Here is a 25674-nt window from a genome sequence, read left to right as displayed (position 1 = left end):
CAAATGCAGGAACAATTTACATCTAAGCCTGGCTTGCAAAGTCTAAAAACATTGGCCAAATCGGGCGGCCTCGCAGGCATGTTGTCGATCACCTCCTATCTGACGATCGCATTCACCTCTTTGCCGGATCCCATCGTGTTTTTCCTGGCTATGGCCTTTCCCATCTTAGGGATCGTTTTTCTGTTTGCGCTGATGGAATATATCCACTTTTACAATCCTTCCTATGCCAATAGACTTGGGTTTGTGTTTGGCAGCCTGGCGTTTACAATCTGCGCTGCTTTCCTCTCGGCTCAGCTCGCAGTGCAAGTCGGGGTTCACATTGAAAATACTCAGGTAGCAACCCAGGAGGCCAGATTTGTGAAGGAATCCATTCGGTTGATCGATATGGGGATGGATGTTGCCTGGGATATGTTTATCGGCACTTATTTGGTCTTATTACTGATCTCATCGCGCAGGCTGAAAGAGCTGCGGTTTTGGGGATTTGCACTAGGGATATTGGGAATCGCACTCATGATTTTGAATACAATCACTTTCCCAAATCCGCCTGCTGAAAGCGGTTTATTTGATTTGGGGCCATTTATCGCCATAGGCTTATTTGCATTAGCCGGTCAGACATTCAGGCTTGGCTTGCTTCGCGAATAATAAAAATCCGGATTTGCTCTGATATAAGCGAATCCGGAGCGCAGTAAGTGGATTTAAACTTCTTATTGAAAAACTTCAAGATTAAGCTGTTTAGTCAATGCACCTGCAAAAGCAGACATGTCGTCTGATGTACGGCTGGTGATCAGTCCGTTATCGGTTACAACATCTTGGTCCACCCATCTTGCGCCTGCATTTTCCAGGTCTTGCCGGATGGAGCCGTAGGAAGTAATAATGCGTCCTAAAACTACATCGGCATCGATCAGGATTTGCGGCCCATGACCAATGGCAGCAACTGGCTTGCCCGATGCAAAGAAAGACTTTACAAATTCAACAGCCCGGCTGTTCATTCGAAGCGCATTCATTCCCAAAACACCGCCTGGCAATAACAATGCGTCATAGTAATCGGCACGCGCCAGCGTAAGCGGCACATCCACATCGTGTTTTTCACCCCAGTCAAGATGACTCCATCCCCTGACATTGTTCTTATTAGGGGAAATAAGATGAGTGGTTGCTCCTTTTTGATTTAGGACTTTTCTGGGGCAGGTCATTTCTACCTGCTCAAATCCATCCGCCACCAGAATAGCAACTTTGATAGAATTTAATGACTGTTCCACGGGATTTATCAGGGATTTAAGGGTTAGATTATTTGATTATTAAATTGCACAAAAATTATGCCAAAAGCGAAGTTTCGATTACGTGTCGAATTGCACAACGAAATGTTGTTCCCGTTCAACAGGTGTGGTGCAAATCGAGAAAAGTGTGATCCCAGTGAAAAAACAAAACGAGCGGCATTCCTGCCGCTCGTTTGAATATTAATTTTCCAAGATTTTATATCTCTACATTGCCGACGTTCTCGAAGATCAGATCGCCTTTGGAATTAAGCTCCATCATGATCACAGAATCCTTAGCAACCTGTCCGCTTAATATGCCTTTGGACAACTCATTCAAGATCCGGCGCTGCATCACCCGTTTCAAAGGACGTGCTCCGAATGCAGGGTCAAATCCATCTTCACCCAGTTTTGTAAGCGCTTCGTCCGTTGCATCAAGCGTGATCCCTTGGTCCTGCAACATCTTTTGAATGCCTTTAAACTGGATATCAACGATCTTACGAATGTTTTTCAACGTAAGCGGTTCAAAAAGAACGATCTCATCGATCCGGTTCAAAAACTCAGGCCTTACGGAAGCTTTCAGCCAGTCCAGAACGGCTTGTTTGGCTTCTTCCACAACCAATGTGTGGTTCCAGCCTTCGTCTTCGGCGAATTTCTCCTGGATAATGTGGCTGCCAATGTTCGAAGTCATGATAATGATCGTATTCTTGAAATTGGCAACACGGCCTTTGTTATCTGTTAAGCGGCCTTCATCCAAAACCTGCAAAAGAATGTTCCAGACATCCGGATGGCCTTTTTCAATTTCATCCAGCAGGATCACGCTGTAAGGTTTGCGACGAACAGCTTCGGTCAATTGTCCGCCTTCGTCGTAACCCACATATCCCGGAGGCGCACCCACCAGCCTGCTTACCGAATGGCGCTCCTGGTATTCACTCATATCGATCCGGACAACTGCATTTTCGTCATTGAACAGATATTCTGCGAGTGTTTTAGCCAATTCAGTTTTACCCACACCAGTCGGGCCCAGGAAGAGGAAGCTTCCGATCGGGCGTTTTGCATCCTGCAAACCAGCCCGGCTCCGTCTTACCGCATCAGCAACCACTTCAATCGCTTCTTCCTGCCCCGCAACACGGTTATGGAGATGACTTTCGAGTTGCAGCAATTTCTCGCGGTCGCTTTGGAGCATTTTGCTCACCGGAATACCCGTCCATTTCGCAACCACTTCCGCAATGTCCTCCGGCGTAATTTCTTCCTGCATCAAGCTCTCAGCATGCTCGGATTGCTGTAATTCGGTCAGTTTGTTTTGCACTTCGGGAATGCGGCCGTAACGGATCTCCGCAACTTTTCCAAAATCTCCCGCGCGTTCGGCTTGTTCGGCTTCGAGGCGCAGCTGCTCGCTTTGCTCTTTTAATGTACGGACCTCATTAACCTTGCCTTTTTCATTCTCCCACTGTGCTTTCAATGTATTGCGTTCCTCACTCAGGTCGGCAATCTCCTTGTTAAGTACTGTTTCTTTGTCCTTATTATGTTCACGACGGATCGCTTCGCGCTCGATTTCAAGCTGCATAATGCGGCGGTTCAGTTCGTCGAGCTCCTCGGGAACGCTGTCCATTTCGAGGCGGAGTTTGGAAGCTGCTTCGTCCATCAAATCAATGGCCTTGTCGGGCAGGAAACGATCGCTGATATAGCGATTGGAAAGCTCGACGGCTGCAATTACCGCGTCATCCTGGATCCTTACTCCGTGGTGCAGCTCATACTTTTCTTTGATACCACGCAAAATGCTGATCGCATCAGGAATATTGGGTTCATCGACCATTACAGCCTGGAAACGACGTTCCAGCGCCTTATCCTTCTCCATATATTTTTGATATTCCTTCAATGTGGTTGCACCGATTGCATGCAATTCACCGCGGGCAAGGGCTGGTTTCAGCAGGTTAGCCGCGTCCATAGCGCTTTCTCCGCCGCCGCCAGCTCCGATCAATGTGTGGATCTCGTCAATGAAAAGAACGATTTCGCCTTCCGAGTCGGTCACTTCCTTGATAACCGCTTTCAGCCTTTCTTCAAATTCACCTTTATATTTCGCCCCCGCGATCAAAAGTCCCATATCGAGGGATACAATGATCTTTGATTTCAGGTTTTCGGGCACGTCGCCCTGCACGATCCTTTGCGCAAGTCCTTCGACGATTGCTGTTTTACCAACCCCGGGTTCACCCAATAAAATCGGATTGTTTTTTGTTCTGCGGCTCAAAATCTGCAAAACCCGACGAATTTCCTCGTCCCTGCCGATGACCGGGTCAATTTTACCGGCTTTGGCCAATTCATTTAAATTTTTGCTGTATCGTTCCAGTGAGCGATACTTAGCTTCTGCATTTTGATCTTTCACAGGATTATTTTTACCTCTAAGTTCTTTGATTGCGTCAATAAGTTCTTTTTCCTTAAAACCGACTTCCTTCATGAGCGTCGCAGTGGAATCTTTTCCAGCCAGGATGCCGAGGATGAGCAGTTCAATGCTTATAAATTCGTCGTTAAATTCTTTCAGATAATTTTGCGCTTTGCCACTAGCAGCCGCCATATCATTGCCCAGATAAGGCTGGCCGCCGCTTACGCGCGGGTAACCTTCCAAAATCTTTTCCAGCCGATTATTCAGGATATCCGGACTGATGTTGAGCTTATTAAGTAAGAATAGCGAAGTGTTAGGGTCTTCTTCCAGAATTGATTTCAGGACGTGACCCGTTTCGATGGCCTGTTGCTGGTTGCCCTGGGCCATCTGCGCAGCGTGTTGTATAATCTCCTGCGCCTTTATGGTATATTGGTTGAAGTTCATGGAGATATTGCTTTGTTTACAATACTCCATGAAAAATCACATGCCCGATCAGAAAGCCTGAAATTTTGGCATTAAAAAAATGAAAATAGGGGATATCAGGACAAAATGTCTACTGAATTACAAATCCATCTGCGTTTTTAGCAGGTCTTCCATCGTCTCGCGCCTCCGCACCAAACGCGCTTCGGCTTGATCGACCAGCACTTCTGCCGGGCGAACACGTGCATTATAATTTGAGCTCATTGTTAACCCGTAAGCGCCTGCATTGAGAAACGCTAGGAGATCTCCGGCTTTCACTTCCGGCAATGTTCGATCGGTGGCGAATGTATCCGTTTCGCAAATGTAACCTACCACATTATAGGTTTTTGGCTCGCCGGAAGGATTGGAAACATTCAAAATGTGATGGTAAGAGCCATACATCATCGGGCGGATCAAGTGATTTAATCCTGAATTTACATGGACGAAGTTTCTTGCCGGATCCTCTTTCACAACTGTCGCATTCACCAGCAGATAACCGGATTCACTCACCAGAAATTTGCCTGGTTCAAACCAAAGCTGCAATTCACGGCCATATTCACTGCAGAACTTTATGAAACGCTCGGAAATTTTTCTTCCCAGCAAATCCATATCCGTAATCTCGTCACCTGGTAGGTAGGAAACCTTAAAGCCACCGCCCAGGTCTATGATTTCAAGGTCAGGGAAATGTTTGGCTGTTTCAAAAAGTATATCCGCCACTTTCAGGAACGGTTCGGCATCTTTAATGTCTGAACCGGTATGCTGGTGCAGGCCAATGATTTTAATGTCGTATTTCTTTACAACTTCAAGAATTTGATCCAGAAGCAAAACGGAGATCCCGAATTTCGAATCGGCGTGGGCGGTCATGATCTTGATATTCCCGCCAGCGGCCACATTGGGTTTAATCCGGATCAGGCACGGCCTGGTGTTTCCGTAAGTTTGTCCAAACCATTCCAGCAACGGAATGCTGTCCACATTCACGATCGCGCCTGCATCAACAGCCGCACGCACTTCTTCGAAAGGAACGCCGCTCGGTGTAAACGTGATCTGATTCGCAGTATAACCCGCCATAATGCCCATTTCCAGCTCTCCCGGAGACACCACATCCAATTCTACGCCGATTTCGCGCATCAGTCGCAGGATCGACAAATTCGTGTTCGCTTTACAGGCATATTTGATTTTCATATTAATGCCTGCAAATGCGTGTTGCAGCTCCTGTGTTTTGCGGCGGATCGTTGCGCCGTCGTACACGTAAAGCGGACTGCCGAATTTTTCAATTAAATGTTCAGGATCAATGCCTTGTATGGTATATGCGTTGGAATCGGAAAGTTGCATCAGCAATTGCGGTGGATTGTTTGGAGAGATTAAAGGTAAAATTCGGGTGGTTTATTTGCAGTATTTGTCAAGATAAATGGCCATTTCCTGCTGCAAAAGCTGCGCTTCCTGTTTTGCTTTTTGAGCAAAATCGACATCATTACCAGCGTAAATAATGCTGCGGGAAGCGTTCACAAGCAAGCCGCAATGTGCGTTCATGCCAAATCTAGATAGTTCTTGAAGATTTCCGCCTTGCGCGCCCACACCCGGGACAAGCAGGAAATGATCTGGAATGATCGTTCTGATTTTCTCAAATTCAGCAGCTTGCGTGGCGCCAACAACATACATTATGCGATCTGCGCCGGCCCAGGTTTGTGAAGCTTTGAGGACTTGTTCATATAAAGGCGCGCCGTTGGCCTCCAAACGCTGAAAGTCCCCGCTGCCCGGATTGGACGTCAATGCGAGCAGGATCACCCATTTGTTTTCAAATTCCAGAAACGGGATCACCGAGTCACTTCCCATGTAAGGCGCGACCGTTACCGCGTCAAATTCAAGGCCCGAAGCCGAAGGATCGAAAAACGTTCTGGCGTAAAGTCCGGATGTGTTTCCAATGTCACCACGCTTGGCGTCCGCGATGGTAAAGTGGCTTTTTGGAATGTATTCAATGGTTTTTTGCAAACTTTCCCAGCCTTTTGAGCCGGATGCTTCGTAGAATGCAATGTTAGGCTTATAGGAAACACAAAAATCCGCAGTGGCATCGATGATCTGTTTGTTAAACTCAAAAACAGGGTCAGCCTCTTGACGCAGATGGGAAGGAATTTTCCTGATATCCGTGTCGAGCCCTATGCAGAGATAGGATTTTTTCTGGGAAATTTGTTCAAACAGCGCTTCGTAGGTCATGATTTTGGAAATAATGCGCCGAAATTACAACCTCTATCAATAGATTCATAAATTTGTCCCAAGATTAAGACTTACCATTACCAACCAACAGAATAATATTGTATGCAGATTCGCGAAACTTCCATTGCCGGATTAGTCGAACTTACCCCACGTGTTTTTCATGATGATCGTGGAATGTTTTTTGAATCTTATAATGAGCAGATATTTAAGCAATTAGGTTTGCCTACCAACTTTGTTCAGGATAATCAGTCATTTTCGAAAAAGGGCGTGGTAAGAGGGCTTCACTTCCAAAAAGCGCCTTTCGCTCAGGGAAAGCTGGTTCGTGTCATTTCTGGAAAGGTTTTGGACGTTGCGGTGGATATTCGCCCGGAATCTCCCACTTTTGGCAAGCATGAAATTTTTGAGTTAAGCAGTGAAAAAAACAACATTGCTTACGTTCCGGAAGGTTTTGCGCATGGCTTTGTTGCACTGGAAGATTCGATTTTCTCCTACAAATGCACAAACATCTACAATAAGGAATCCGAATCGGGCATTCTGTGGAATGATGAGGACCTGGCGATCAACTGGGGGGTTGAAGACGCAAATGTCTCTGATAAAGATGCGATTTTGCCTACTTTCCGCTCGCTGTTCGGAGATCTGAAAATCTAATATTATTTTTCAAAAAGCTCTTCCAGTGCTTTGGAAGCCACTTTCTTAGCCGAATTTGGATTCTGGCCGGTGATTAGTCGTTCATCCATTTCAATGAATTCCATAAAAGGGATCATTGATTTGGTGTAATGTGCGCCGCGCTCTTTCAGCTTGTCTTCCAGGTAAAACGGCACTTCGCTCACAAAGCTCATTAAGGCTTCTTCCACGTTGGAGAAGCCGGTTACATATTTGTCCTGGATCAGCCAGGAGCCATCGGATAGTTTCACGTTCAGAAGGCCGCAAACGCCGTGGCAGACTGCGGAAACCATTCCGTTGCGTTCGTAAACGTCCCTGACGATGTTCTGCAAGTCTATATTTTCAGCGAGATCCCACATTGCTCCATGCCCGCCTGCAAAATACACCAGGCGGTAATCGGCTGAATGAACCTGTGCAGGGGAAAGTGAATTGTTTAGTTTGGCCCGGAACGCGGCATCTTCCCAATATTTTGCATTGCATTCATCTTTCAATTCCAGGCTGCGTTCGTCAATCGGAATCTTCCCTCCCAGCGGGCTGACAATGTCCATGAGAACCCTGCGTTTGGACATAACATCATAGAAATAAGTCAGTTCACTGAGCCATAAGCCGGTTTTGCCGGTTTTGGTAGGGAATGTTTCATGATTCGTGCAAACAATGAGGACTTTCATAAGCGCTTACAGAGTTACTGGCTGAAAGATAAATAAATCGCAGGAGTTTCCCAGCTGAAAACGAGGATGACACGCATTTGGGTGCGTGTCATTCCTTAAATAGCGATATGAAATATTTCTAGTTCAATAATTGGTTTTTGTATGCAAAAGCCACCGCTGCTGCCGTGCTTTTCGTGCCGGTCTTTTCCAGAACACGCAGCCGGTGACCTTCCACGGTGCGCACGCTGATGAAAAGCTTATCGCCAATTTCGGAAGTCGAAAAGCCGTCGCATATCAGTTGCAGCACTTCTTTTTCTCTTGACGAAAGCGCAACATTGCAGGCGTTGGGAAAGAACGGATGTTTATTGACCTGTCTGGTAACCATTTTCCTGTGCATGGCTTTGGAGACGAAGTCGTTGTAATAAAAACCTTCTTCATCTACGCGGCGAATGGCTTTTTCCACTTCATCCGGACTAGTATCCTTTAATAAATAGCCTTGTACACCTTTTTCCAGCATGTGAATAACGAAACGGTCTTCATTATACATAGAGACCACGATCACCTTAATGTTGGGAAATCTTTCAAAAGCGGCCTCGGTGGCTTGAATGCCATCCATAACAGGCATTTGCAGATCCATGAAAACGATATCAGGCGTGTTGGCAGGCAAGCGGTCGAGTAATTCCTGGCCATTGGCCGCTTCAAGTATAAATTCGAAATCGGGAATGCCGCTCAGCATGGAGATAAATCCCTTTCTGAACAGTTCATGGTCGTCGGCAATTCCGAGTTTTAAGGTTTTCATATCAATTAAATGTTCACGCGCTCGCGCCGGAATGGATGCAAAGGTTCCGGTTTGCTGTCTGCAACCGGCATCATGGGGATCTGTGCAAATGCACTCGCGCCGCCTTTTTCGGGTTTTTCATATTGGACTGTCCCGTTAACAATGGCCAATCGGCTTTCAATTCCCAACAGGCCCAGCCCGGCCAGATTATTTTCTTTGATCTTCTCGGGGTCAAACCCGACTCCGTTATCTGTCACTTTCAAGCCAATCATCTGATCGTTGATTTCCAGACGAATATCTATTTTTGAACAACTGGCATGCTTGATCGCATTGTTGACCAGTTCCTGCATAATACGGTAAAGCGTAAGTTCCAGTTTCTGGCCCTGCCGCGGGAAGTCGTCGGTGTTGGCCTGGAAGGTGATGGCGAGATTGTTATCTTCTTCTAATTTATGAATAAATTCTTCTATTGCCTCCATTAAGCCAAACCTTTCCAAGGTTGTAGGCACCAGATCGCGCGTAATCCGGCGCACATGCAGAATGGTTTCTTCAACCAGTGACTGCGATTTTTTCATGATCTGGTCCTCTTTTTCATTCCCGCTATTGGCCACAAGTTTGCTGAGCTGGTTGAGGCTTAATTTGGTGAGAGACAGCATTGTTCCAATATCGTCGTGTAAATCCTGAGCAATGCGGCGGCGCTCGGTTTCCTCTGAATTGAGCGCGGTGTCCAGTAAAAGTCGGTTGTAGTTTTTTTCAATGTCGCTGATCTTCTTTTCCTCCTCGAATCGTCTTTTTTGATAATACATCACGAAAGAGATCATGCAGAACGCCATGGTCAGCATTGCCAGGGAGGCAATGAGTAACGCCCATTTCAACTCTTCACTGTTTTGCATAATGTCCCGCCGAAAAATGATAAATACCAATGCCAAAGCACAACGCACATACTATTTCGAAAATAGTTGGAATGGTTTCAGTTAAGCCCATGTCAACGGAATGATTCCAGGTGGCCGTATAATGTAATACTGGCGCAATAAAGATAAAACTTGAATAGTATAACAGTAAACCTGAGCATACCCAGAAAAAGGGAAAGGTCAGCAGGTTTGGAATGCGCAAAGACTTTATCAGTTCATAGAAAAACAACAAAATCAATGTAATAATCAAAACTCCTTCCACTGTTTTTGCAAATAATACTGCCCTGTGGTTGTGCAGGTCACTTATCACTGGATTTGAATTAAGAATATCCCATACTGTGAAAGCTAAAAAGCCCACCATTGAACCTATAATCCCTTTTTTTAATGTTCGTGAATTGAATTTGTAATAAAACATTCCGCCCAGCAAAGCGTAATTAACGGGGATGGCTAAATTGAAAAACAATATATTATTCTCGTGATTAGCAGCCGAACGAACCATTATAATATCAATTATTAATTTCACTGTCAAGTAAACCAACAGTAATCGGAAGGTGGGGTCGATGTATGCTTTTTTTAAAATTATTAATATTAGCGGTACTAGTGTGATAAATACTGCTATGCATGAGACCGGGTTTCTGAAACAATACGAAATGAAAATTTCAAACATATAGTGTGTTAATTATCACTGCCTAACATTGGTGCGGGCAAAGCGGTCCGCCTGTCATGGCTTCTTTCCGAGCGGGCATGTCCTTCATTCCTCCCAGCCGGGCAGTTTTGGTAAGGTCATTGCCGTCGGCATCGACGGGTATGAGCACTAGTCTTGCAGTTGGTCTTTTCATGCCTCTGCTAAGTGCTGATTTCTCACCTACCACATGTCCTTCTTCCTCCGTAATGCCGTAATAAACGCGAAATCCTACACAAGTTTCTCCGTGAATGCTCATCAATTCGTTGAATTTATGTATTCCGAAAAACTCCGCTTTTACATAATTCTCGCCGCGAAGCGTAATTTCCTGTTCTCTTTTCTGGAAAGGTTCAGTAATTTTTAATGCTTGTTCCGCTGAGATTAGCTGTCCTTCTTTACCCGTAAATTTCCGTGGATCCATAAACGTTTTAGAGAATTTTATAATTTCTTGATATACGTAAATGTAACCCCCACCCGCATTACCACCAAGCAGAACGGATTGTATTGAGTTAACGGTTTCAAGGTAATGTTTTGGCTGTCAATAACTTTGAAAATACGCCTCTGGGAAAAACACGTAATTCTACTTGCTACATTGGGGAGTATTACCAAGACGCGAAATGCGTGTTACGCATTTTACAAATCAGGGATTATAACGCTAAAAAGAATGTGAATGCCAGGCGACATTTGTAGAGCGTTATGGGAGAAATTTTTAGAAGATTTCTCTCAAAAGATTAAAGGGTTAGGTTAACATTCGAAAGCCGTGAGGGATCTCCTTCACGGCTTTTTTGATATCTTGAAGGCCAAAATCGCTTTTAACAGGATCATGAAACCCACAATCAACATTGAATACTGCCCGAAATGCGGCTGGCTGCTGCGGTCCGCGTGGATGGCGCAGGAATTACTCACCACATTCACGGATGACCTGCATGCGGTTCAGCTGACACCTTCGGAAGTTGCGGGGCGATACATTATAAGCCTGAATGAGGAAATTATCTGGGACAGGAAGCGTGAAGGGCACTTTCCGGAACCTAAGGAAATCAAGCAACTCGTCCGTGACCGCATTGATCCGGATCGCGACCTGGGACATTCTGATCGTAAGACGCTATAAAATATTAAAATACAGGACAATTTGTCGCTCTATGGGGAGCCGTTACTGCAACTTTGGCATTTAGCTATTCCCCGTTTTTTTTGGATAATTTCGTTATGTGCGCTGGAAAAGAGGTTTTAAGCGGTTTAAAAGCCATTTACGCTTTTATACGGCGGGATTATATTTTTGAATTTTAACCAAAAAATAATCTTTGGCACGTAGTTTTTCGTTAGTCTATAAAACTTGTGAATCTTAAACGCGATAGCTATGGAAAGCAAACTAAAAATACCCCAGGAAATGCTGATGAATATTGATTTCATCAACACGATCAATGGTGGAATGAGTGAGCCCGCTATAAAGCTTGATAGAGGATCGGACGGTTTTGAAGTTGTTGTGAAGGTTCCAGGCATCGAGGTTGAAGATCTTCAATTGGAAGTAGTAAAAGGAAAAAAGAATACTAATAATCTAAAACTATTTCACTTGTTGCCCATATTTTCTCAGGAAAGTCTGTCCGATGAAGAGCAGTGGAGAACGATACGTTTCATCAATACATTCGTCATTCCCGACGGGGTTGACGTTGAGCATATAACCGCAAAATATGACGATACTTTGCGCCATCTTGTGTTATTTCTTCCCTACGGAGACGAACAGGGAGACTACCACAGGAAAGTAAATATAGAGCGCTGGTAACAGCTGATTTGTATTAAATAATGTCACCCGATAGTTACAACTGTCGGGTTTTTTTATGTGTCATGAGTATATTGCGGCCGAAAAACGGGTTTTATACTCCTGTCTCGTCTTGTTAATGAAGCATATGGCAAACAACTTTGAGGAATTGTATCCATCCAATAGTTAATATTAACATAGGGTAAACATTCTGTTTTTTGGCAAAAAAAGGAGTTTCATCTCTGTATCTTAGCAACCATATTTTATATATTACTCCTCCAATCTCAACGTTATGAAAAAGTCAAACATCTTCGCTTATATTGAGCTCACGAAACTTGTCGAAGAGCTTAGAGTTTCAAACACTTCCGGTCATCTTAAGCAAAAGTTAAAATCCCAGTCCGCATATTTCAACATCATCGAACCGCGGTATTTTTCCGATAGCCTTATCGGAGAGTGGGAGCAAATCCTGAGTATAATCAAGCAAAGAGGGGTGAAGGTGAACGAGGAGGGGAAAGTTGTTTCCAATGCAGTAAGCAATACCATCGAGCAGTTTTCAGACCGTGAATGTGAAGTGCTGGTGGATAAGGTTTATTCATTGTACGATCAGGTTAAAAGAGAATTTCAATAAAGGTTCATAAAAAAGGGCTCCTGGATTCCAAGAGCCCTTCATCTTTCCGGTTTCAGCTGGTCAGTTAACAGTCCCGCCGTTCCACACTTCTTTTCCAGGCTGCACAAAAGCCAGACTTCCGTCCCGGTCCTCGGCCATCAGGATCATTCCGTGACTTTCCAGCCCCATCATTTTCCGGGGCGCCAGGTTTGCCAGATACAGCACTTTTTTACCAATCACTTCTTCGGCTGAAAAATGTTCTGAAATACCGCTAAGCACAGTTCGCTGTTCGATGCCGATGTCTACGAGCAATTTGAGCAGCTTTTTGCTTTTAGGGACATTCTCCGCAGCAACAATGGTCGCGACCCGGATATCCATTTTTCCGAAATCATCATACTGTATTTCCGGTTTTATCGCCGTTACCGTTTTTCCTTCCAGCTCGTTCATTCTTTTAGCGTCGTGCAGTTTTTGAATTTGTTTTTCAATGACGTGGTCTTCAATTTTTTCGAATAACAGTTTCGCTTCCAAAACAGGCTGTCCGGGAGCTAAAAGATCCTGGTTTCCGGCATATTCCCAAGCTGTGTTGGTCATTCCCAATTGCTCCTGGATTTTAGCAGCGGTGAAAGGAAGCACCGGCTCCGAGACAATGGATAATGTCGCTGAGATCTGTAAAGCGATGTTTAAAATTGTATTAACGCGCTCAGGATCCGTTTTGATGGCATGCCATGGCTGCGTTTCCGCCAGATATTTATTGCCTGATCTTGCCAGGTCCATGATCAATGTAAGCGCTTCCCGGAACCGGTAAGTTTCCAGTGATTCCGAAATGCGGGCCGGGAATTCGGCCAAATCTCTCAATGCAATCTCATCTATTTCCTGCAAAACGCCCCTGGCAGGCACTTTGCTGTCACAGAATTTTTGGGTCAATACAATGGCGCGGTTGATAAAATTGCCATAAATTCCAACGAGCTCACTGTTGTTTCTGGTCTGGAAGTCCTTCCAGGTAAATTCGCTGTCTTTCGTTTCAGGCGAGTTAGCGGTGAGCACATAACGCAGCACATCCTGCTTGTCGGGCAGCTCCTCCAGGTATTCGTGCAGCCATACCGCCCAGTTTCTTGAAGTGGAAATTTTATCGCCTTCCAGGTTCATAAACTCATTTGCAGGCACGTTATCAGGCAGAATATAATTTCCTTCCGCCATCAGCATGGCCGGGAAAATGATGCAATGGAACACAATGTTGTCTTTACCGATGAAATGCACAAGCTTGGTTTCCTCGCCCGGTGTGGTTGGTTGCCACCATTGTTTCCAGCCTTCGTCAGTTCCGTTTTTTTGGATAAGCCAATCTTTCGTTGCGGAAATGTAGCCGATAGGCGCTTCAAACCACACATATAAAACTTTTCCGTCTGTATCGGGAAGCGGCACTTTAATTCCCCAATCGAGGTCGCGGGTCATAGCGCGTGGTTTCAAGCCGTCTTTTAACCAGGACTGGCATTGTCCGAAAACATTCGTTTTCCACTCGCTATGGCTGTTGATGTAGCTTTCAATGTCAGACTGCATGCTATCCAAAGGCAAATACCAGTTTTTGGTTGCCTTCAAAATCGGTTTTGCACCGGAAAGCATCGACCGCGGATCTTTCAGTTCCAGCGGGCTTAATGTGGAGCCGCAGCGCTCGCATTGGTCACCATAAGCATTAGGATTTGCGCAAACGGGGCATGTTCCGACGATGTAGCGGTCTGCGAGGAACTGCTCGGCCGTTTCATCATAATATTGCTCGGTTGTTTCCTCAGCAAAGACGTTCTTATCGTACAGATCTTTGAAAATTTCCTGTGAAGTTTCATGATGGACCGCCTTGCTGGTCCGGGAGTATATATCAAACGAAATGCCCAGTTCTTTAAATGAAGCGTCGATCTGTGCATAATATTTATCCACGACCTGCTGAGGCGTTAAGCCTTCTTTTTTTGCACGGATCGTGATCGGGACGCCATGCTCATCGGTTCCGCTGATAAAAGCAACATCTTTCCCTTTGGAGCGCAGGTAGCGAACGTATATATCTGCCGGTATATAACATCCAGCCAGGTGGCCAATGTGGATAGGGCCGTTGGCATAAATCAGTGCAGCGGTAACAGTATATCGTTTTGGATCGGAAATCGGCATTTTAATGAATCGGATAATATAAATGAGGTGGTGCTTTGAAAAGATTATCGAGTTCCTCAGCATTCCAAAAACGTAAAATTAGCAAAAACGCTTTCAGAACCGGGACTTTGGTAAAGTGTAAATAAAATTTTATAAACTTGGAGCGTTAATGCATTTTACATCACTTATAAATTTTTCAACATGAAAATATACACATACAATCGGCTTATGATGCTTTCTTTTGTTCTGTTTGTCGCTTTTGGATGCGCGGACGATCAGGAACGTGATCTGAAAAAGGCGGAAAAACGCTATAATTTTAAAAAGGCGGCAACCGAAGACGATGAATTATTTCCCACGTATTTCCTTGCAAAGAACGGAGCGATAACAAAAGAGTTGATTGACGCGGAACGTGCGGTAAAAGTAAGGCTGAATGAAATGGCTCCGATTTCGTTGCCGACCAAACATGCACGATTGACAAGTGCTCAAAAAGATGGGGTTGTGCAGACGTATAAGCGTTTTTTGCAAAGCCACGATGAAGATTCGTTGTTGATCAGGCATTTTCGGAATAAGTATGCACGGGTAATTTTGCAGGAATATGAGGTAATAAAGTCAAACGACTTTGCACTGATTGCCTTCTTGACAAAAGAATTGATCGATTCGGAATGTGGTCGCTTTGCACTTATTTTTGAAGGAATCAGCAAAGTTAAGAGCCATGTTGCTGACAATCAGTATAGTTCACTCGTTGCTGAATTTGAAAAGCAAATTGCGCAAAGTTTAAATTTGCATAAGCAGGCGAAAGCGGCAATGCCTGGATTAATTCAAAAGATGAAAGATAAGCCCGAGACCGTTCAGGGAGGATTAAAAGCAGATTTTGCAGTCGAGTTAAACGAAATGGATGACCTTTCTCCCAGGATATCAACGCTTGAAAAATATTTGCAAAATGTGAGAAGTTTATAGACAGTCAATAATATAAATGTGTTTTGCCCTTTCCGAATCTGCGCGATTTGGAAAGGGTTTTTTGTTGTTATGCAGGATTTCACATTTTTACAACCAACTTTGGTCTCGATATTTTGTTGTAATAAATATGAAAATTCTAATTACCGGTGCGACAGGTTTGGTCGGAAGCGCTACTGCACGGAAGTTTCTTGCTGAAAATCATGAAGTATTTGCCCTAGCCAGGCTCGACTCTGACCGAAGCCTGCTGGCGGATGTTGCTTCAAAAATACATTGGATAGAAGGGGACATTCTGGACATCAGCGCGCTGGAAAGCGCGGTGGAGAATATGGACATGGTCGTACATACGGCTGCTGTTGTTTCTTTTATTCCAAAGGAGCGGAAGTCAATGTATAAGGTGAATGTGGAGGGGACTGCGAATGTTGTGAATGTGTGTCTTAAATATAAAATCGACAAATTATGTCATGTGAGCAGCATTGCGGCAATCGGCAGGCCGGACGTGCGGAAAGCCATTCCGGGAAAAGATGTGGTCCTGGACGAAAATCATCGCTGGGAAGATTCCCCGGAGAATTCGGAATATGCGAAAAGCAAACATTTGGCGGAACTGGAAGTGTGGCGTGGGATCGCGGAAGGGCTTAATGCGGTGATCGTCAACCCCACATTGATCCTGGGTGAAGGGGATTGGAGTAAGAGCAGCACCCAGATTTTCGGTTATGTTTTTAAAGAAAAACCGTTTTACACAGAAGGCATCGCGAATTATGTGGACGTAAAAGACGTTGCCGACATTATATTCCGGCTTATGTTATCTGACATCTCCGGAGAAAGATTTTTGCTGAATGGCGGGAGCATTTCTTATCAGAATTTGTTCAATACTATTGCAGACGCAATGCACAAAAAAAGGCCGTCGTTTAAGGTGGGTACCGGACTTGCCGGAATTATTTGGCGGTTCGAAGCGGTAAGGACGTGGTTACTAGGAACAAAGCCGTTAATTACGAAGGAAACGGCCAAATCTGCGGCCAGAAAGATCAGTTACGACAACGGGAAAATCCGGAAAGCATTGAATTTTGAGTTCCAACCCATTGAGCGAACGGTTGCCAGGGTAAGTGAAAGTTTGCTTGGCAAGATTTGAATAACGATTATTTATTTTATAACTTTCTCTGATTAATTAGTGGTGCGTTAGCCCTCAAATCTAACCTGACGGTCCGTATGATGGAGAAAAATTTTGGGGAAAGAAAGGATTATATGAAAGAAACATTGCTCAGGTTTGAAAGAATGCTTAAAACGAGTGAGCCGGTTTTTTTTGATTTGGATACTTACGAAAAAGTAACGGTTCACTACATTGAAAAAGGAGATTGGGACAAAGCATTTAAAGCGTGTGAGTTAGGGTTGTCGGATTATCCTTATTCGCTGGACCTCCTGCTTAATATGGTGCAGCTGCATGCCAACCGCGGTGAACATGAGCTGGCTATGGAGATTCTGGAAAGAGCTTCGCTTTTCCATCCCGGCGACATTGAAATTTCATTCATGCAGGTTGCCATTTCCAATATGATGGGCGAGTTTGAAGAGGCCATTGAAGTGTTGGAAAATCTTCTGCAACGTGTTGAAGACCAGGATGAAATATATTTTCAAATAGGGCAGACTTATCAGAATTGGGGTAAGTATGACGAGGCGATCAAGTTTTATAAAAAGTCGCTCCGGAACAACCTGAATAATGAGAGTGCGCTATATGAACTTGCACATTGCCTGGATTTGGTAGGGCAGCTGGAAAGTCATCTCGAATACTACAATGAGCTTGTTGACCGCGACCCGTTTTCGCATCACGCCTGGTATAATCTGGGTATAGCATTCAGTAAGCTCGAACGTTACGAGGATGCGGTGAATGCTTACGAATACGCAACATTGGTTAAGGAAGATTTTGCTTCGGCCTTTTTTCAATTGGGCAATTCGTACATGAACCTCGAAAAGTACGAAGACGCAAAAGAACAATATTTAAAAGCGATAGAACTCGAAGGCGAGCAGCCCGAAACTTGCTGCTGCCTGGGCACTTGCTACGAGAAACTGGGTCAATTTGAAACGGCCATTAAATATTACCGGCAGACTGTAAAGCTGGATAAACAGTGGGATGATGGCTGGTATGGATTAGGGATATGTTTCAGTGAGCTGGGTCGTTGGTATGAGGCAGTTGGATTTTTACGTAAAGCCATTCAGATCACTGAATTAAACCCGGACTACTGGCTAGCGCTTGCTGAAACGGAGTTTAAAGTTGGTAATGTCATCTCAGCATTTGAAGCATTCGAAAAGGCGGCGGAAATAGAGCCATCCAATCCGGATATCTGGCTGAAATGGTCGCATGTGCTGTTTGAGCAGGGAAATTACGTTCGCGCTTGCGACCTCTTGCAAGCTGCAATTGACGAAATGCCCGAAGAAGCCGACCTCTATTACAGAATGGCCGTTTATCAGATCCACGGCGGCACATATCGTGAAGCGCTTTTAAACCTGGAAACAGCATTAACGCTCGATTACGATGCGCATGTGCAGCTTTTCGACTTTTTCCCCGATCTGGAAAAACAAAAAGCCTTGTTCAGGATCATCGAGCAATACAGAGAGAAATAGTTCAGCGGAGATTTTGATATAAATCCACAAGCTGATGCGCAATATTTTTGCCGGAAAACTGGCTAATGTGCCGTTTTCCGGCTTCTACAAGCTGTTTTCTTAAAGCGGCATCAGTAATCAGTTTATTTAGCTGATGGCTGATGTCTTCTTTTTGATAGGGATCCGCATACAAACCACCCGGCCCGCCAGCTTCTTCCAGACACGATCCTTTCGCTGCTAAAACGGGCGTCCCGCTGTGCAATGCTTCGAGAATAGGAATGCCAAAACCTTCATAAATAGAGATGTAAGCGAATATTTCAGCTTCCTGGTAAAGCGCTGGTAAATGTGCTGTGGGAACGTCATGGAGGATTTTTACCTTCTTTTCCAGGTTGTATTTTTGAATGTATTCCAAAATTTTGGGCGTATAACTTGTTGATTTACCGACAAGGATAAGCTGGAAATCATTATTAGCGACGCTAGCGAATGCTTCCACCAACCGGTGCTGATTTTTACGCTCTTCCAATGTTCCCACACACAAAATGTACTGCCCTGGAATGTCGTATATGCGCCTGATCTCTTCTATTTTATTTTGTTCAACCCTTTGTTTAAAAATAGGATTACAATCCTGGTAAACAACCTGGATTTTCTCACTATCAACATGGTATAGCGCTATTAAGTCTCGCTTTGTCTGCTCGCTGATGGCAATAACTGAGTCTGCGCGGCGGCATGCCGACTGGAATTTATGTCGGTAAATAAGCCTGTCGATGGGCTTGAACAAATGCGGAAGCCGTTCAAAGATCAGATCATGGATCGTAACCACCGACTTAATTCCGGCCTTTTGCAATCCTTGCGGGAGTTCGTTGCTCAACCCGTGAAACACATCAATGTTATCCGCTTTCAGCTGTTTCGTAATAGATGTGTAGCGCCAGTAAGCCGAGAGTTTTTTATCCAGGAATGTCTGCGGAATGCGAAGGTTGTTTTCCGGGAAGCCGGGAAAAAGTTTCGCCTTGTTTTTTGGCGTGTAGGCCAGGTAAGTTGGTGCTTTTTCATTTGTCAGAAGCGCATCGAGCACAAAACGACTGTAATTTCCAAGTCCGGTTTTATTGGCAAAAGCTCTTTTGGCATCAAATCCAACGCGCATAACTGGTGCTTTTCAAGGGTTTCAGAGCAAAAGTCTGTAATTTTGTGGATACCACCGAAAATTATTGGTGCCTATTTTGTGTTCAAAAGGAATGAAGAGAGATAACGTCCAGAAACAGGGTAACCCCAAATCTACCACACTACCAATCACAGAAGATTATCATTTACATACGCTTGCCAACGGGATCCGCATTGCTCATAAGCAGGTTCCTTATACGCAAATCGCGCATTGCGGCATTATGCTCGACATCGGAAGCCGCGATGAATTGCCGCATCAGCAGGGGCTAGCCCATTTCTGGGAGCATATGGCCTTTAAAGGAACTGAAAAACGCAGTTCTTACCACATTATCAACAGGTTAGAGAATGTGGGTGGAGAACTGAATGCTTATACAACCAAAGAAAAAATTTGTTTCCACGCCTCGGTCCTCGACGATCATTTCGATAAGGCCATGGATTTGCTGGCAGACATTACATTTCATTCTGTTTTTCCGGAAAAGCAGATTGAGCGTGAGCGTAATGTGATATTGGAGGAAATGTCCATGTACATTGATTCTCCCGAAGACGCCATTCAGGACGATTTTGACCAGCTCATTTTTCCCGATCATGCCCTGGGAAATAATATATTAGGGACAGCAGAAACCGTAGGCTCGTTTGGCAAAGCGGATTTAATGCAATTTATCAACGACAACATTGATACGGAGCGCATTGTCGTTTCGTCTGTTAGCCGTTTGCCTTTTTCGAAAGTAATTCGGGTAGCGGAGAAATATCTGGGTAACATTCCACATCGTAAAACATCCAGGATCAGGCAGGCACCATTGGCGTATGTGCCTGTAAGTCAGCAAAAAGAACGCTCTATCTCTCAGGCGCAATGTGCTATGGGCCAGCCGGCATATCCATTGCTTGACGACAGGAGATTGTCGTTTTTTATGCTGGTGAATCTGCTGGGCGGGCCGGGAATGAATTCCAGGTTTAACCTTTCTTTGCGCGAGAAATATGGTTTTGTTTACTCTATTGAAGGAAATTACACGCCTTATCTGGACACTGGCTTCATGGGTATTTTCTTTGGAACAGAACAAAAACAGCTCACCAAAAGCATTTCCCTGATTCATAAGGAGCTTAAAAAAATCCGCGAAGTGCCTTTGTCGGTGCTGCAACTGCATCAAACCAAGGTGCAGCTTATGGGTCAACTGGCAATGTCTGAGGAGAGTAACATGAGCTTTATGCTGATGATGGCCAAAAGCTTGCTGGATACGGGCCGCGTGGATTCACTTCCGGAAATCTTTACCGAGATCGAGCAGATCACCGCGTTACAGTTGCAGGATATTGCACAGGAAATGTTCAAAGAGGAGAATTTCAGCTATCTCACTTTTCTTCCCGAAGATTAACAAAAGCTATTTCTCACTGCACGGCAGGTGCGACTTGTCAGACAAGCGCAACCTGCTTTTCTTCTGCGCGATAATATAACGTAGAGGCATTTTCGGGCCTCAATACGGATTTGGCTGCTTCCTGAATCTCGGCAGACGTCAGATTCCGTATAATCTCCGCATCCTCGTTGGCCCAATCTACATTGCCGGCATTGGCTGCAAATGCCAGATTCATCGCACGGTTCAGGAGTTCAACTTCCGAGAAGGCCAGCGAAGCTTCCGACTGGTTTTTTACTTTGGTAACCTCGTCATCGTTGGCGCCGTTTGCCACCATTTCGCTGAGTATATCCGTCACAGCTGCATCTGCTTCTTCCAGACTAACACCAGGATTTAAATTGCCTTTGATCAAAAGCAAACCCGGATCAAGTGACGAAGTAACGCTGGCGCTGATGCTGTTAAAAATGGATCTTTCTTTCAAAAGGCTTTGGTACAAACGCGACGATTTGCCACGTCCCAGAATATCACTCAGCAGATCGGTTGCGTAAAAGCCGTTTTCGTATCTGCCCGGCATGTGATAAACTTTGATCAGAGAATTTAACGGAACGGCTGCTGAGATTTCCAAATGTCTCGCTTCATTCTGTGCAGACTCCCGTGGCAGGTTGCGCATATAAGGAGCACCAGGAGGAATGTCCCCAAACCATTTATTGGCTAATTCACGCACCTGAGCTGTCTTTATAGCTCCGGCAACGACCATTACTGCGTTGTTGGGACGATAAAACCGGAAGAAAAAGTCCTGAACATCATCCATAGTTGCCCTTTCTATATGGTCAATGTCCTTGCCGATTGTAGCCCAGCGATAGGGATGCTGCTTATACGCCAATGGTCTTAATTTCAGCCACATATCACCATAAGGCTGGTTCAGATAACGCTGTTTGAACTCTTCAATCACCACTTTGCGCTGCACTTCCAGCACATTGGGATCAAAAGAAAGGCTCATCATCCTATCCGATTCGAGCCAAAAAGCCGTTTCTATATTGTCTGCGGGTAATGTAATGTAGTAGTTAGTAATGTCAGGTGAAGTGAAAGCATTGTTTTCCCCACCTACATTCTGGACCGGAATATCGTAGCTGGGAATGTTTTTGGAGCCGCCGAACATCAGGTGTTCAAACAAATGTGCAAATCCAGTCCGCTCCTCATCCTCATCCCGTGAACCAACATTGTACAAGATATTTACGGCAGCCATTGGTGTTGAAAAATCTTCATGAACAAAAACTTTCAAGCCATTATCCAGGGTGAACTGCTCGTAACGAATCATAATATCAGTGAGTAGATTAATTTTTGAAACCCGCCATCTTGTTTTGCGGTTATTAACAAAGCTAATGTTCCGGTGCGGTTCCACCAAACCATTTTGAGTTTATAGTACATGCCATGCAAAATACCCTTCGGTTTCTTTTTTTATTTTTACTCACACTGTGTTCGCTTCCTGCACCTGCCCAACTTCTGAATGACCCGGCATCGTTAAAACATGTTCAGCAGAGCCTGGACAAAATATACAATTACGAGTTTGAGGAGGCTGAGGTTTTTATGCATCAGGTTCAGAAAAAATATCCTAATCACCCCGTTTCCTACATTCTGGACTCGTTTGTGCTCTTCTGGAAACATTTGCCGATCAAGGATAATCCCACAAAATCGAAGGAATACATTCACAAGCTGGATCAATGCCTGGAAGCAATTAATAAGAAGTACGGAAAGAACAGCCTTGACCCGGAAGCAGTATTTTACACGATGGTTGCCCGCGGTTATATGGCTATGATGTACAATTATAAGGGGGAAATGATGAACGCGGCAGGGGAGGGCAAAAAGGCGTATAATGCGTTCGTTGAAGGCCTGAAGCTGATCAACAAGAACCCTGAATTTTACTTCACTTCGGGGATGTATAACTATTATGTTGAAGTGTATCCCGAGGAACATTCTATGGTAAAGCCACTGATGCTTTTCTTTAAAAGTGGGGATAAGGCATTAGGTTTAAAGCAAATAGATAATGCTACCAAAGTGGGTACGATAACACGTGCGGAAGCTAATTTTTACATTTCACACATTTATCTCAAATACGAATCAAGACCTGACAAAGCCGTTTACTACACAGACAGGCTCATTGATTTATATCCCAAAAATCCGCTTTTCTTGATGAAAAACATCGAATCGCTGATCTTGGCAGCGAAATACGAGCAGGCAAATAAGGAACTGGCAATGTTAAAGAAACACACACAGGGTTTTTACCCCGTTGCCTGGCGAACTTTTCAGGGCTTATTGCACGAGAAACATGAAAAGGACGATGCTTCGGCCCAGCGAGAATATTTGCTGGCTTTGAAGACGCCGCATGATGATCAGTACACCAAAGAATATCATGCAATGGCTTATGCAGGCCTGGCGAGAGTTGCTTCACGCGCCGGTAACAAGGGCAAAGCCAAAGATTATTATAAGAAATGCCTCGGAAAGGCTGAGTACAGATCCCTAATTAAAGAGGCAAAAGCCTTTAAATGAGATAATTATTTAGGGAAAAGGCTTTTGTCCAGACCTGGGATGATGCGTAATGCATTTTTGTAATAGAGCTTTTTCAAAACTTCGTCTGAAAGGCCCATCCCATACATTCTCCAGAATGCGTGGTATTTCTTGTGATAGGGAAAGTATTCGTCCTCAGTCTCCAAAACCCTGAAATAGGTCGCGTACTCGGCTGGCACCCAACTGTCTTTACCAAATAACACGCGGTCCTGATACTTATCAAAAAACTTTTTGGCAGCCCGCGGCTGACGGCCCAATTCCGCAATTACTGCGCCAATTTCAACATACATATTAGGGAAAACGACCATCAGGCTGTCCAGTTTCTTTAAATTGTTGGGATACCAGCCCATATGCGCATTAATGAATGTCGTTTTAGGATTGCTTTTGAAAATGTGGTGCTGCTCGGCTATTAACGAATCAAACGGAACAGGATCTTTTGCGCCGCGTCGGCGGTTTGGATGGGTTTTCAGTTCAAGCCAGCGTTCATTGTAGCGGTCCATCGGGTCCCAGAATGACGGCACGTCGGCAGTATGGATCAGAACCGGGATTCCCAGCTCACCGCATTTTTTCCAGACAGGCTGCAAGCGCGGATCACTCACGGCAACACGATTGCCCTTATCATCCTTAATGCCGCTGAAACCAAGACTTTTGTAAATTTTCAACCCCTTTGCGCCCATTTTTACATCCGCTTCCAGTTGCGCAACAGCCTTAGCCGACCAGTCTTTCTCACCAAAACCTTTGAACTGGAGATTGGTAAAAACTGCGATTCTTTTTGGCTCATTCTTGGCAACATTTTCCAGCGAGCCTTTCAATGTAGCCGTTCCCTCTTCCCACTCCTGCGACCAACCGCGACCGCTCAAATTGACCATTATAGCCATATTCAGCGCGTCCATTTCTTTTGTCAGCGCTTTCAGATCCTGCGTAGGCATCTGATATTGGTGGTTATGGACGTCGATAAAGGGAAACTTAGCTCTTTTGGTAATGTGCTCCTCTACTTTCAACGTTGAGATAGGATCGTATTCTTCAAAGCCAATGGGTTGTGTAACCTGGCCGCCTTCCTGAGCGCAAGCGATAAATGTGAAACCAATAACAATGGTGAGAGCAAGGAGAAGTTTTTTCATGAAGGCGTTTTTTCATGGGTTTGGTTAATGCGAAGTATTTATGGGAAAGAGGCTTGGCAAATATATCAATGCAACGCAATGTGCAGCGATTCCTTCTTCGCGGCCTACAAATCCTAACTGTTCAGAAGTTGTTGCTTTGATGGAAATATTCTCTGCGGGAATTTGGGTGACGGCGGATAAGCAAGTTTTCATTTCAGGGATGTGCGGATTTAGCTTTGGGTTTTGTAACACGATTGTGACATCCACATTACCCACTTCAAAGCCTTTTTCACGGATCATTTCCAGCACTTTGGCTAACAATATTTTGCTGTCAACGCCCTTCCATTGCGGATCTTTATCGGAGAAATGGTAACCGATGTTTCGCATGTTCGCAGCGCCCAGCAACGCGTCGCACATGACGTGGCACACGACATCCGCATCTGAATGGCCTTTTGCACCATGTGAATGCGGGATCAAAATCCCGCCCAGCCAGAACGGCCTGCCTTCTTCCAACTGATGCACATCATAACCCTGGCCAACGCGAAACGGAAACATGTATTTATTTTAAAATTTGAGGAACGTAGTAATTTAGCGGTTTTCGGAGACTTACCTGGCTTTCAACACATTGACATCCTGCCGTAGCAAAACCATTTCGTCATGCATTTTAGAGAATTGCCTGTCGGTCCGGTCAAAGCCATCTACCATTGCTTCCAGCATGCTGGCAAACATTTGCTTCGTTGCCATGTTTTCTTTCAGGTAAGCGACATCTTGCTTCAAGACCTCGATGTCAGTCGAGTTCTTAAAAACAATCTTATTAAGATCTGTTACACTTCGATGAATAACAGTTTGCCCAGCTTCAAGCCGATCTAACCGGATCAGGTTTTCAGCCATTAACTCTTCCAGATTACTTATCCTTTCTCTCTCTTTCATAAAATATAATATGTGTTTAATTTTTCAAATATAAACAAACAAGCCGGAAGATCACGATGTGATTTCCGGCTTGTTTTATGAATGTGGTCTGACTATTTGACCTGATGAATCTCTGTTTTAAGCCTCAGTAATTCTTCCTCCTGATTAACCGCTTTGAAGTAATAATACAGCCCGGCGATCAGGAATATTTTGGACAAAATAAATACGGCGATAAAGGCTGGACGCCAGAATTTGTGGACTTTGATATGGGTGTCATTTACCTCCACATCAAGGAATTTCGTGTTGTTGTCTTCTTTCGCCGCTTTGTTTTTGAAAGTATGTTTTTCCTTCCGGAAGTGATCTTGCGTACTTCTCAGATGAATTATTTCGCGTATTGCAGTTGGAGGCGTCGTTGCCGAGCCGTTAAAATAACGCGTCAGATCCTTTTCAATATCAACCAGATGATCCTGGATCTCCTGATTTTCCTCCACCATATATTGTACGAGTTCTTTCTCTTCTTTATTGGTCAATCCCAACAAGTGTGCCTCTAAGATTCCGCTCTCAATAAAATCCTGTATTTCCACT

The 25674-nt window shown here is 44.6% G+C and carries 26 protein-coding genes; 10 read left to right on the top strand and 16 right to left on the bottom strand.

What is annotated here, in order from left to right; genetic code table 11:
- The first annotated feature begins 3 nt into the window (after nucleotides 1-3).
- Nucleotides 4-642, top strand: a complete 639-nt coding sequence (locus tag L0660_RS16455) for a hypothetical protein (protein WP_235160391.1) — start codon at nucleotides 4-6, stop codon at nucleotides 640-642.
- A 62-nt stretch (nucleotides 643-704) separates the two neighbouring features.
- Here the strand turns inward: L0660_RS16455 and L0660_RS16450 are convergent, their stop codons facing one another.
- The 4 genes from L0660_RS16450 to pyrF all read right to left on the bottom strand — a co-directional run bounded on the left by L0660_RS16450 (nucleotide 705) and on the right by pyrF (nucleotide 6300).
- A complete protein-coding gene (locus L0660_RS16450; RefSeq protein ID WP_233797343.1) occupies nucleotides 705-1256 on the bottom strand; it encodes a type 1 glutamine amidotransferase domain-containing protein in 552 nt (183 codons plus the stop codon).
- A 214-nt stretch (nucleotides 1257-1470) separates the two neighbouring features.
- The gene (gene clpB / locus L0660_RS16445; protein ID WP_235160390.1) at nucleotides 1471-4074 is read right to left on the bottom strand and encodes an ATP-dependent chaperone ClpB; all 2604 of its coding nucleotides are present in this window, start codon (nucleotides 4072-4074) and stop codon (nucleotides 1471-1473) included.
- A 117-nt stretch (nucleotides 4075-4191) separates the two neighbouring features.
- On the bottom strand, nucleotides 4192-5421 hold the full coding sequence (lysA, locus tag L0660_RS16440) for a diaminopimelate decarboxylase (protein WP_233797341.1): 1230 nt from the start codon (nucleotides 5419-5421) through the stop codon (nucleotides 4192-4194).
- Between the two features lie 51 nt (nucleotides 5422-5472).
- Nucleotides 5473-6300: an orotidine-5'-phosphate decarboxylase gene (pyrF, locus tag L0660_RS16435; protein WP_235160389.1), complete on the bottom strand. Its 828-nt coding sequence runs from the start codon at nucleotides 6298-6300 to the stop codon at nucleotides 5473-5475.
- A 102-nt stretch (nucleotides 6301-6402) separates the two neighbouring features.
- On the opposite strand from pyrF, the gene rfbC reads away from it, so the two are divergent.
- Nucleotides 6403-6948: a dTDP-4-dehydrorhamnose 3,5-epimerase gene (gene rfbC, locus L0660_RS16430; RefSeq protein ID WP_235160388.1), complete on the top strand. Its 546-nt coding sequence runs from the start codon at nucleotides 6403-6405 to the stop codon at nucleotides 6946-6948.
- Nucleotides 6949-6950: 2 nt separating this feature from the next.
- On the opposite strand, the gene L0660_RS16425 is transcribed toward rfbC, so the two are convergent.
- From L0660_RS16425 to L0660_RS16405, 5 genes are all read right to left on the bottom strand, one after another.
- Complete coding sequence (locus L0660_RS16425) at nucleotides 6951-7631, bottom strand: type 1 glutamine amidotransferase domain-containing protein (protein WP_235160387.1); 681 nt, start codon at nucleotides 7629-7631, stop codon at nucleotides 6951-6953.
- A 118-nt stretch (nucleotides 7632-7749) separates the two neighbouring features.
- Nucleotides 7750-8409 (bottom strand): response regulator transcription factor, encoded by a 660-nt coding sequence (locus L0660_RS16420; protein ID WP_235160386.1) that lies wholly within the window; start codon nucleotides 8407-8409, stop codon nucleotides 7750-7752.
- A 5-nt stretch (nucleotides 8410-8414) separates the two neighbouring features.
- Nucleotides 8415-9278: a sensor histidine kinase gene (locus L0660_RS16415; RefSeq protein ID WP_235160385.1), complete on the bottom strand. Its 864-nt coding sequence runs from the start codon at nucleotides 9276-9278 to the stop codon at nucleotides 8415-8417.
- Nucleotides 9265-9795, bottom strand: a complete 531-nt coding sequence (locus L0660_RS16410; protein WP_235160384.1) for a hypothetical protein — start codon at nucleotides 9793-9795, stop codon at nucleotides 9265-9267. Before L0660_RS16410 ends, L0660_RS16415 begins: the two co-directional genes overlap by 14 nt.
- Before the next feature lie 190 nt (nucleotides 9796-9985).
- Nucleotides 9986-10399, bottom strand: coding sequence for a hypothetical protein (locus L0660_RS16405; RefSeq protein ID WP_233797334.1), 414 nt, complete (start codon nucleotides 10397-10399; stop codon nucleotides 9986-9988).
- A gap of 402 nt (nucleotides 10400-10801) precedes the next feature.
- Between L0660_RS16405 and L0660_RS16400 the strand changes: the two genes are divergently transcribed.
- From L0660_RS16400 to L0660_RS16390, 3 genes are all read left to right on the top strand, one after another.
- Complete coding sequence (locus tag L0660_RS16400) at nucleotides 10802-11086, top strand: SelT/SelW/SelH family protein (RefSeq protein WP_255712375.1); 285 nt, start codon at nucleotides 10802-10804, stop codon at nucleotides 11084-11086.
- Nucleotides 11087-11332: 246 nt separating this feature from the next.
- Entirely contained in the window at nucleotides 11333-11755 is a 423-nt protein-coding gene (locus L0660_RS16395) for an Hsp20/alpha crystallin family protein (protein WP_233797332.1), read from the top strand.
- Nucleotides 11756-12023: 268 nt separating this feature from the next.
- Nucleotides 12024-12359: a hypothetical protein gene (locus L0660_RS16390; RefSeq protein ID WP_233797331.1), complete on the top strand. Its 336-nt coding sequence runs from the start codon at nucleotides 12024-12026 to the stop codon at nucleotides 12357-12359.
- Nucleotides 12360-12419: 60 nt separating this feature from the next.
- Here the strand turns inward: L0660_RS16390 and metG are convergent, their stop codons facing one another.
- Nucleotides 12420-14489: a methionine--tRNA ligase gene (metG, locus tag L0660_RS16385; protein WP_235160382.1), complete on the bottom strand. Its 2070-nt coding sequence runs from the start codon at nucleotides 14487-14489 to the stop codon at nucleotides 12420-12422.
- 180 nt (nucleotides 14490-14669) lie between these two features.
- Between metG and L0660_RS16380 the strand changes: the two genes are divergently transcribed.
- The 3 genes from L0660_RS16380 to L0660_RS16370 all read left to right on the top strand — a co-directional run bounded on the left by L0660_RS16380 (nucleotide 14670) and on the right by L0660_RS16370 (nucleotide 18035).
- Nucleotides 14670-15425, top strand: a complete 756-nt coding sequence (locus L0660_RS16380) for a hypothetical protein (RefSeq protein WP_235160381.1) — start codon at nucleotides 14670-14672, stop codon at nucleotides 15423-15425.
- Between the two features lie 127 nt (nucleotides 15426-15552).
- The gene (locus L0660_RS16375; protein WP_235160380.1) at nucleotides 15553-16551 is read left to right on the top strand and encodes an SDR family NAD(P)-dependent oxidoreductase; all 999 of its coding nucleotides are present in this window, start codon (nucleotides 15553-15555) and stop codon (nucleotides 16549-16551) included.
- Between the two features lie 77 nt (nucleotides 16552-16628).
- Entirely contained in the window at nucleotides 16629-18035 is a 1407-nt protein-coding gene (locus L0660_RS16370) for a lipopolysaccharide assembly protein LapB (RefSeq protein ID WP_235160379.1), read from the top strand.
- Between the two features lies 1 nt (nucleotide 18036).
- Here L0660_RS16370 and L0660_RS16365 read toward each other — a convergent pair whose 3' ends face one another.
- Nucleotides 18037-19155, bottom strand: coding sequence for a glycosyltransferase family 1 protein (locus tag L0660_RS16365; RefSeq protein WP_235160378.1), 1119 nt, complete (start codon nucleotides 19153-19155; stop codon nucleotides 18037-18039).
- 91 nt (nucleotides 19156-19246) lie between these two features.
- On the opposite strand from L0660_RS16365, the gene L0660_RS16360 reads away from it, so the two are divergent.
- Nucleotides 19247-20539 carry a pitrilysin family protein gene (locus tag L0660_RS16360; RefSeq protein ID WP_235160377.1) on the top strand — a complete coding sequence of 431 codons (1293 nt, stop codon included), beginning with the start codon at nucleotides 19247-19249 and terminating at the stop codon, nucleotides 20537-20539.
- A gap of 37 nt (nucleotides 20540-20576) precedes the next feature.
- Here L0660_RS16360 and L0660_RS16355 read toward each other — a convergent pair whose 3' ends face one another.
- A complete protein-coding gene (locus L0660_RS16355; protein WP_235160376.1) occupies nucleotides 20577-21833 on the bottom strand; it encodes a pitrilysin family protein in 1257 nt (418 codons plus the stop codon).
- 113 nt (nucleotides 21834-21946) lie between these two features.
- On the opposite strand from L0660_RS16355, the gene L0660_RS16350 reads away from it, so the two are divergent.
- Nucleotides 21947-23062, top strand: coding sequence for a lipopolysaccharide assembly protein LapB (locus tag L0660_RS16350; RefSeq protein WP_235160375.1), 1116 nt, complete (start codon nucleotides 21947-21949; stop codon nucleotides 23060-23062).
- A 5-nt stretch (nucleotides 23063-23067) separates the two neighbouring features.
- Here the strand turns inward: L0660_RS16350 and L0660_RS16345 are convergent, their stop codons facing one another.
- The 4 genes from L0660_RS16345 to L0660_RS16330 form a co-directional block, all read right to left on the bottom strand.
- Nucleotides 23068-24201, bottom strand: coding sequence for an amidohydrolase family protein (locus L0660_RS16345; protein WP_233797322.1), 1134 nt, complete (start codon nucleotides 24199-24201; stop codon nucleotides 23068-23070).
- Nucleotides 24202-24225: 24 nt separating this feature from the next.
- Nucleotides 24226-24735 carry a 2-C-methyl-D-erythritol 2,4-cyclodiphosphate synthase gene (gene ispF / locus L0660_RS16340; RefSeq protein WP_235160374.1) on the bottom strand — a complete coding sequence of 170 codons (510 nt, stop codon included), beginning with the start codon at nucleotides 24733-24735 and terminating at the stop codon, nucleotides 24226-24228.
- A 51-nt stretch (nucleotides 24736-24786) separates the two neighbouring features.
- Nucleotides 24787-25110 (bottom strand): hypothetical protein, encoded by a 324-nt coding sequence (locus tag L0660_RS16335; protein ID WP_235160373.1) that lies wholly within the window; start codon nucleotides 25108-25110, stop codon nucleotides 24787-24789.
- 92 nt (nucleotides 25111-25202) lie between these two features.
- Complete coding sequence (locus tag L0660_RS16330; protein WP_235160372.1) at nucleotides 25203-25673, bottom strand: hypothetical protein; 471 nt, start codon at nucleotides 25671-25673, stop codon at nucleotides 25203-25205.
- Nucleotide 25674: the final 1 nt, after the last annotated feature.

This window comes from Dyadobacter sp. CY351 (assembly GCF_021502625.1).
GTDB lineage: Bacteria > Bacteroidota > Bacteroidia > Cytophagales > Spirosomataceae > Dyadobacter > Dyadobacter chenhuakuii.
The sequence above is the reverse complement of the archived record's forward strand: the minus strand, read 5'-3'. Positions and strand labels throughout refer to the sequence as shown.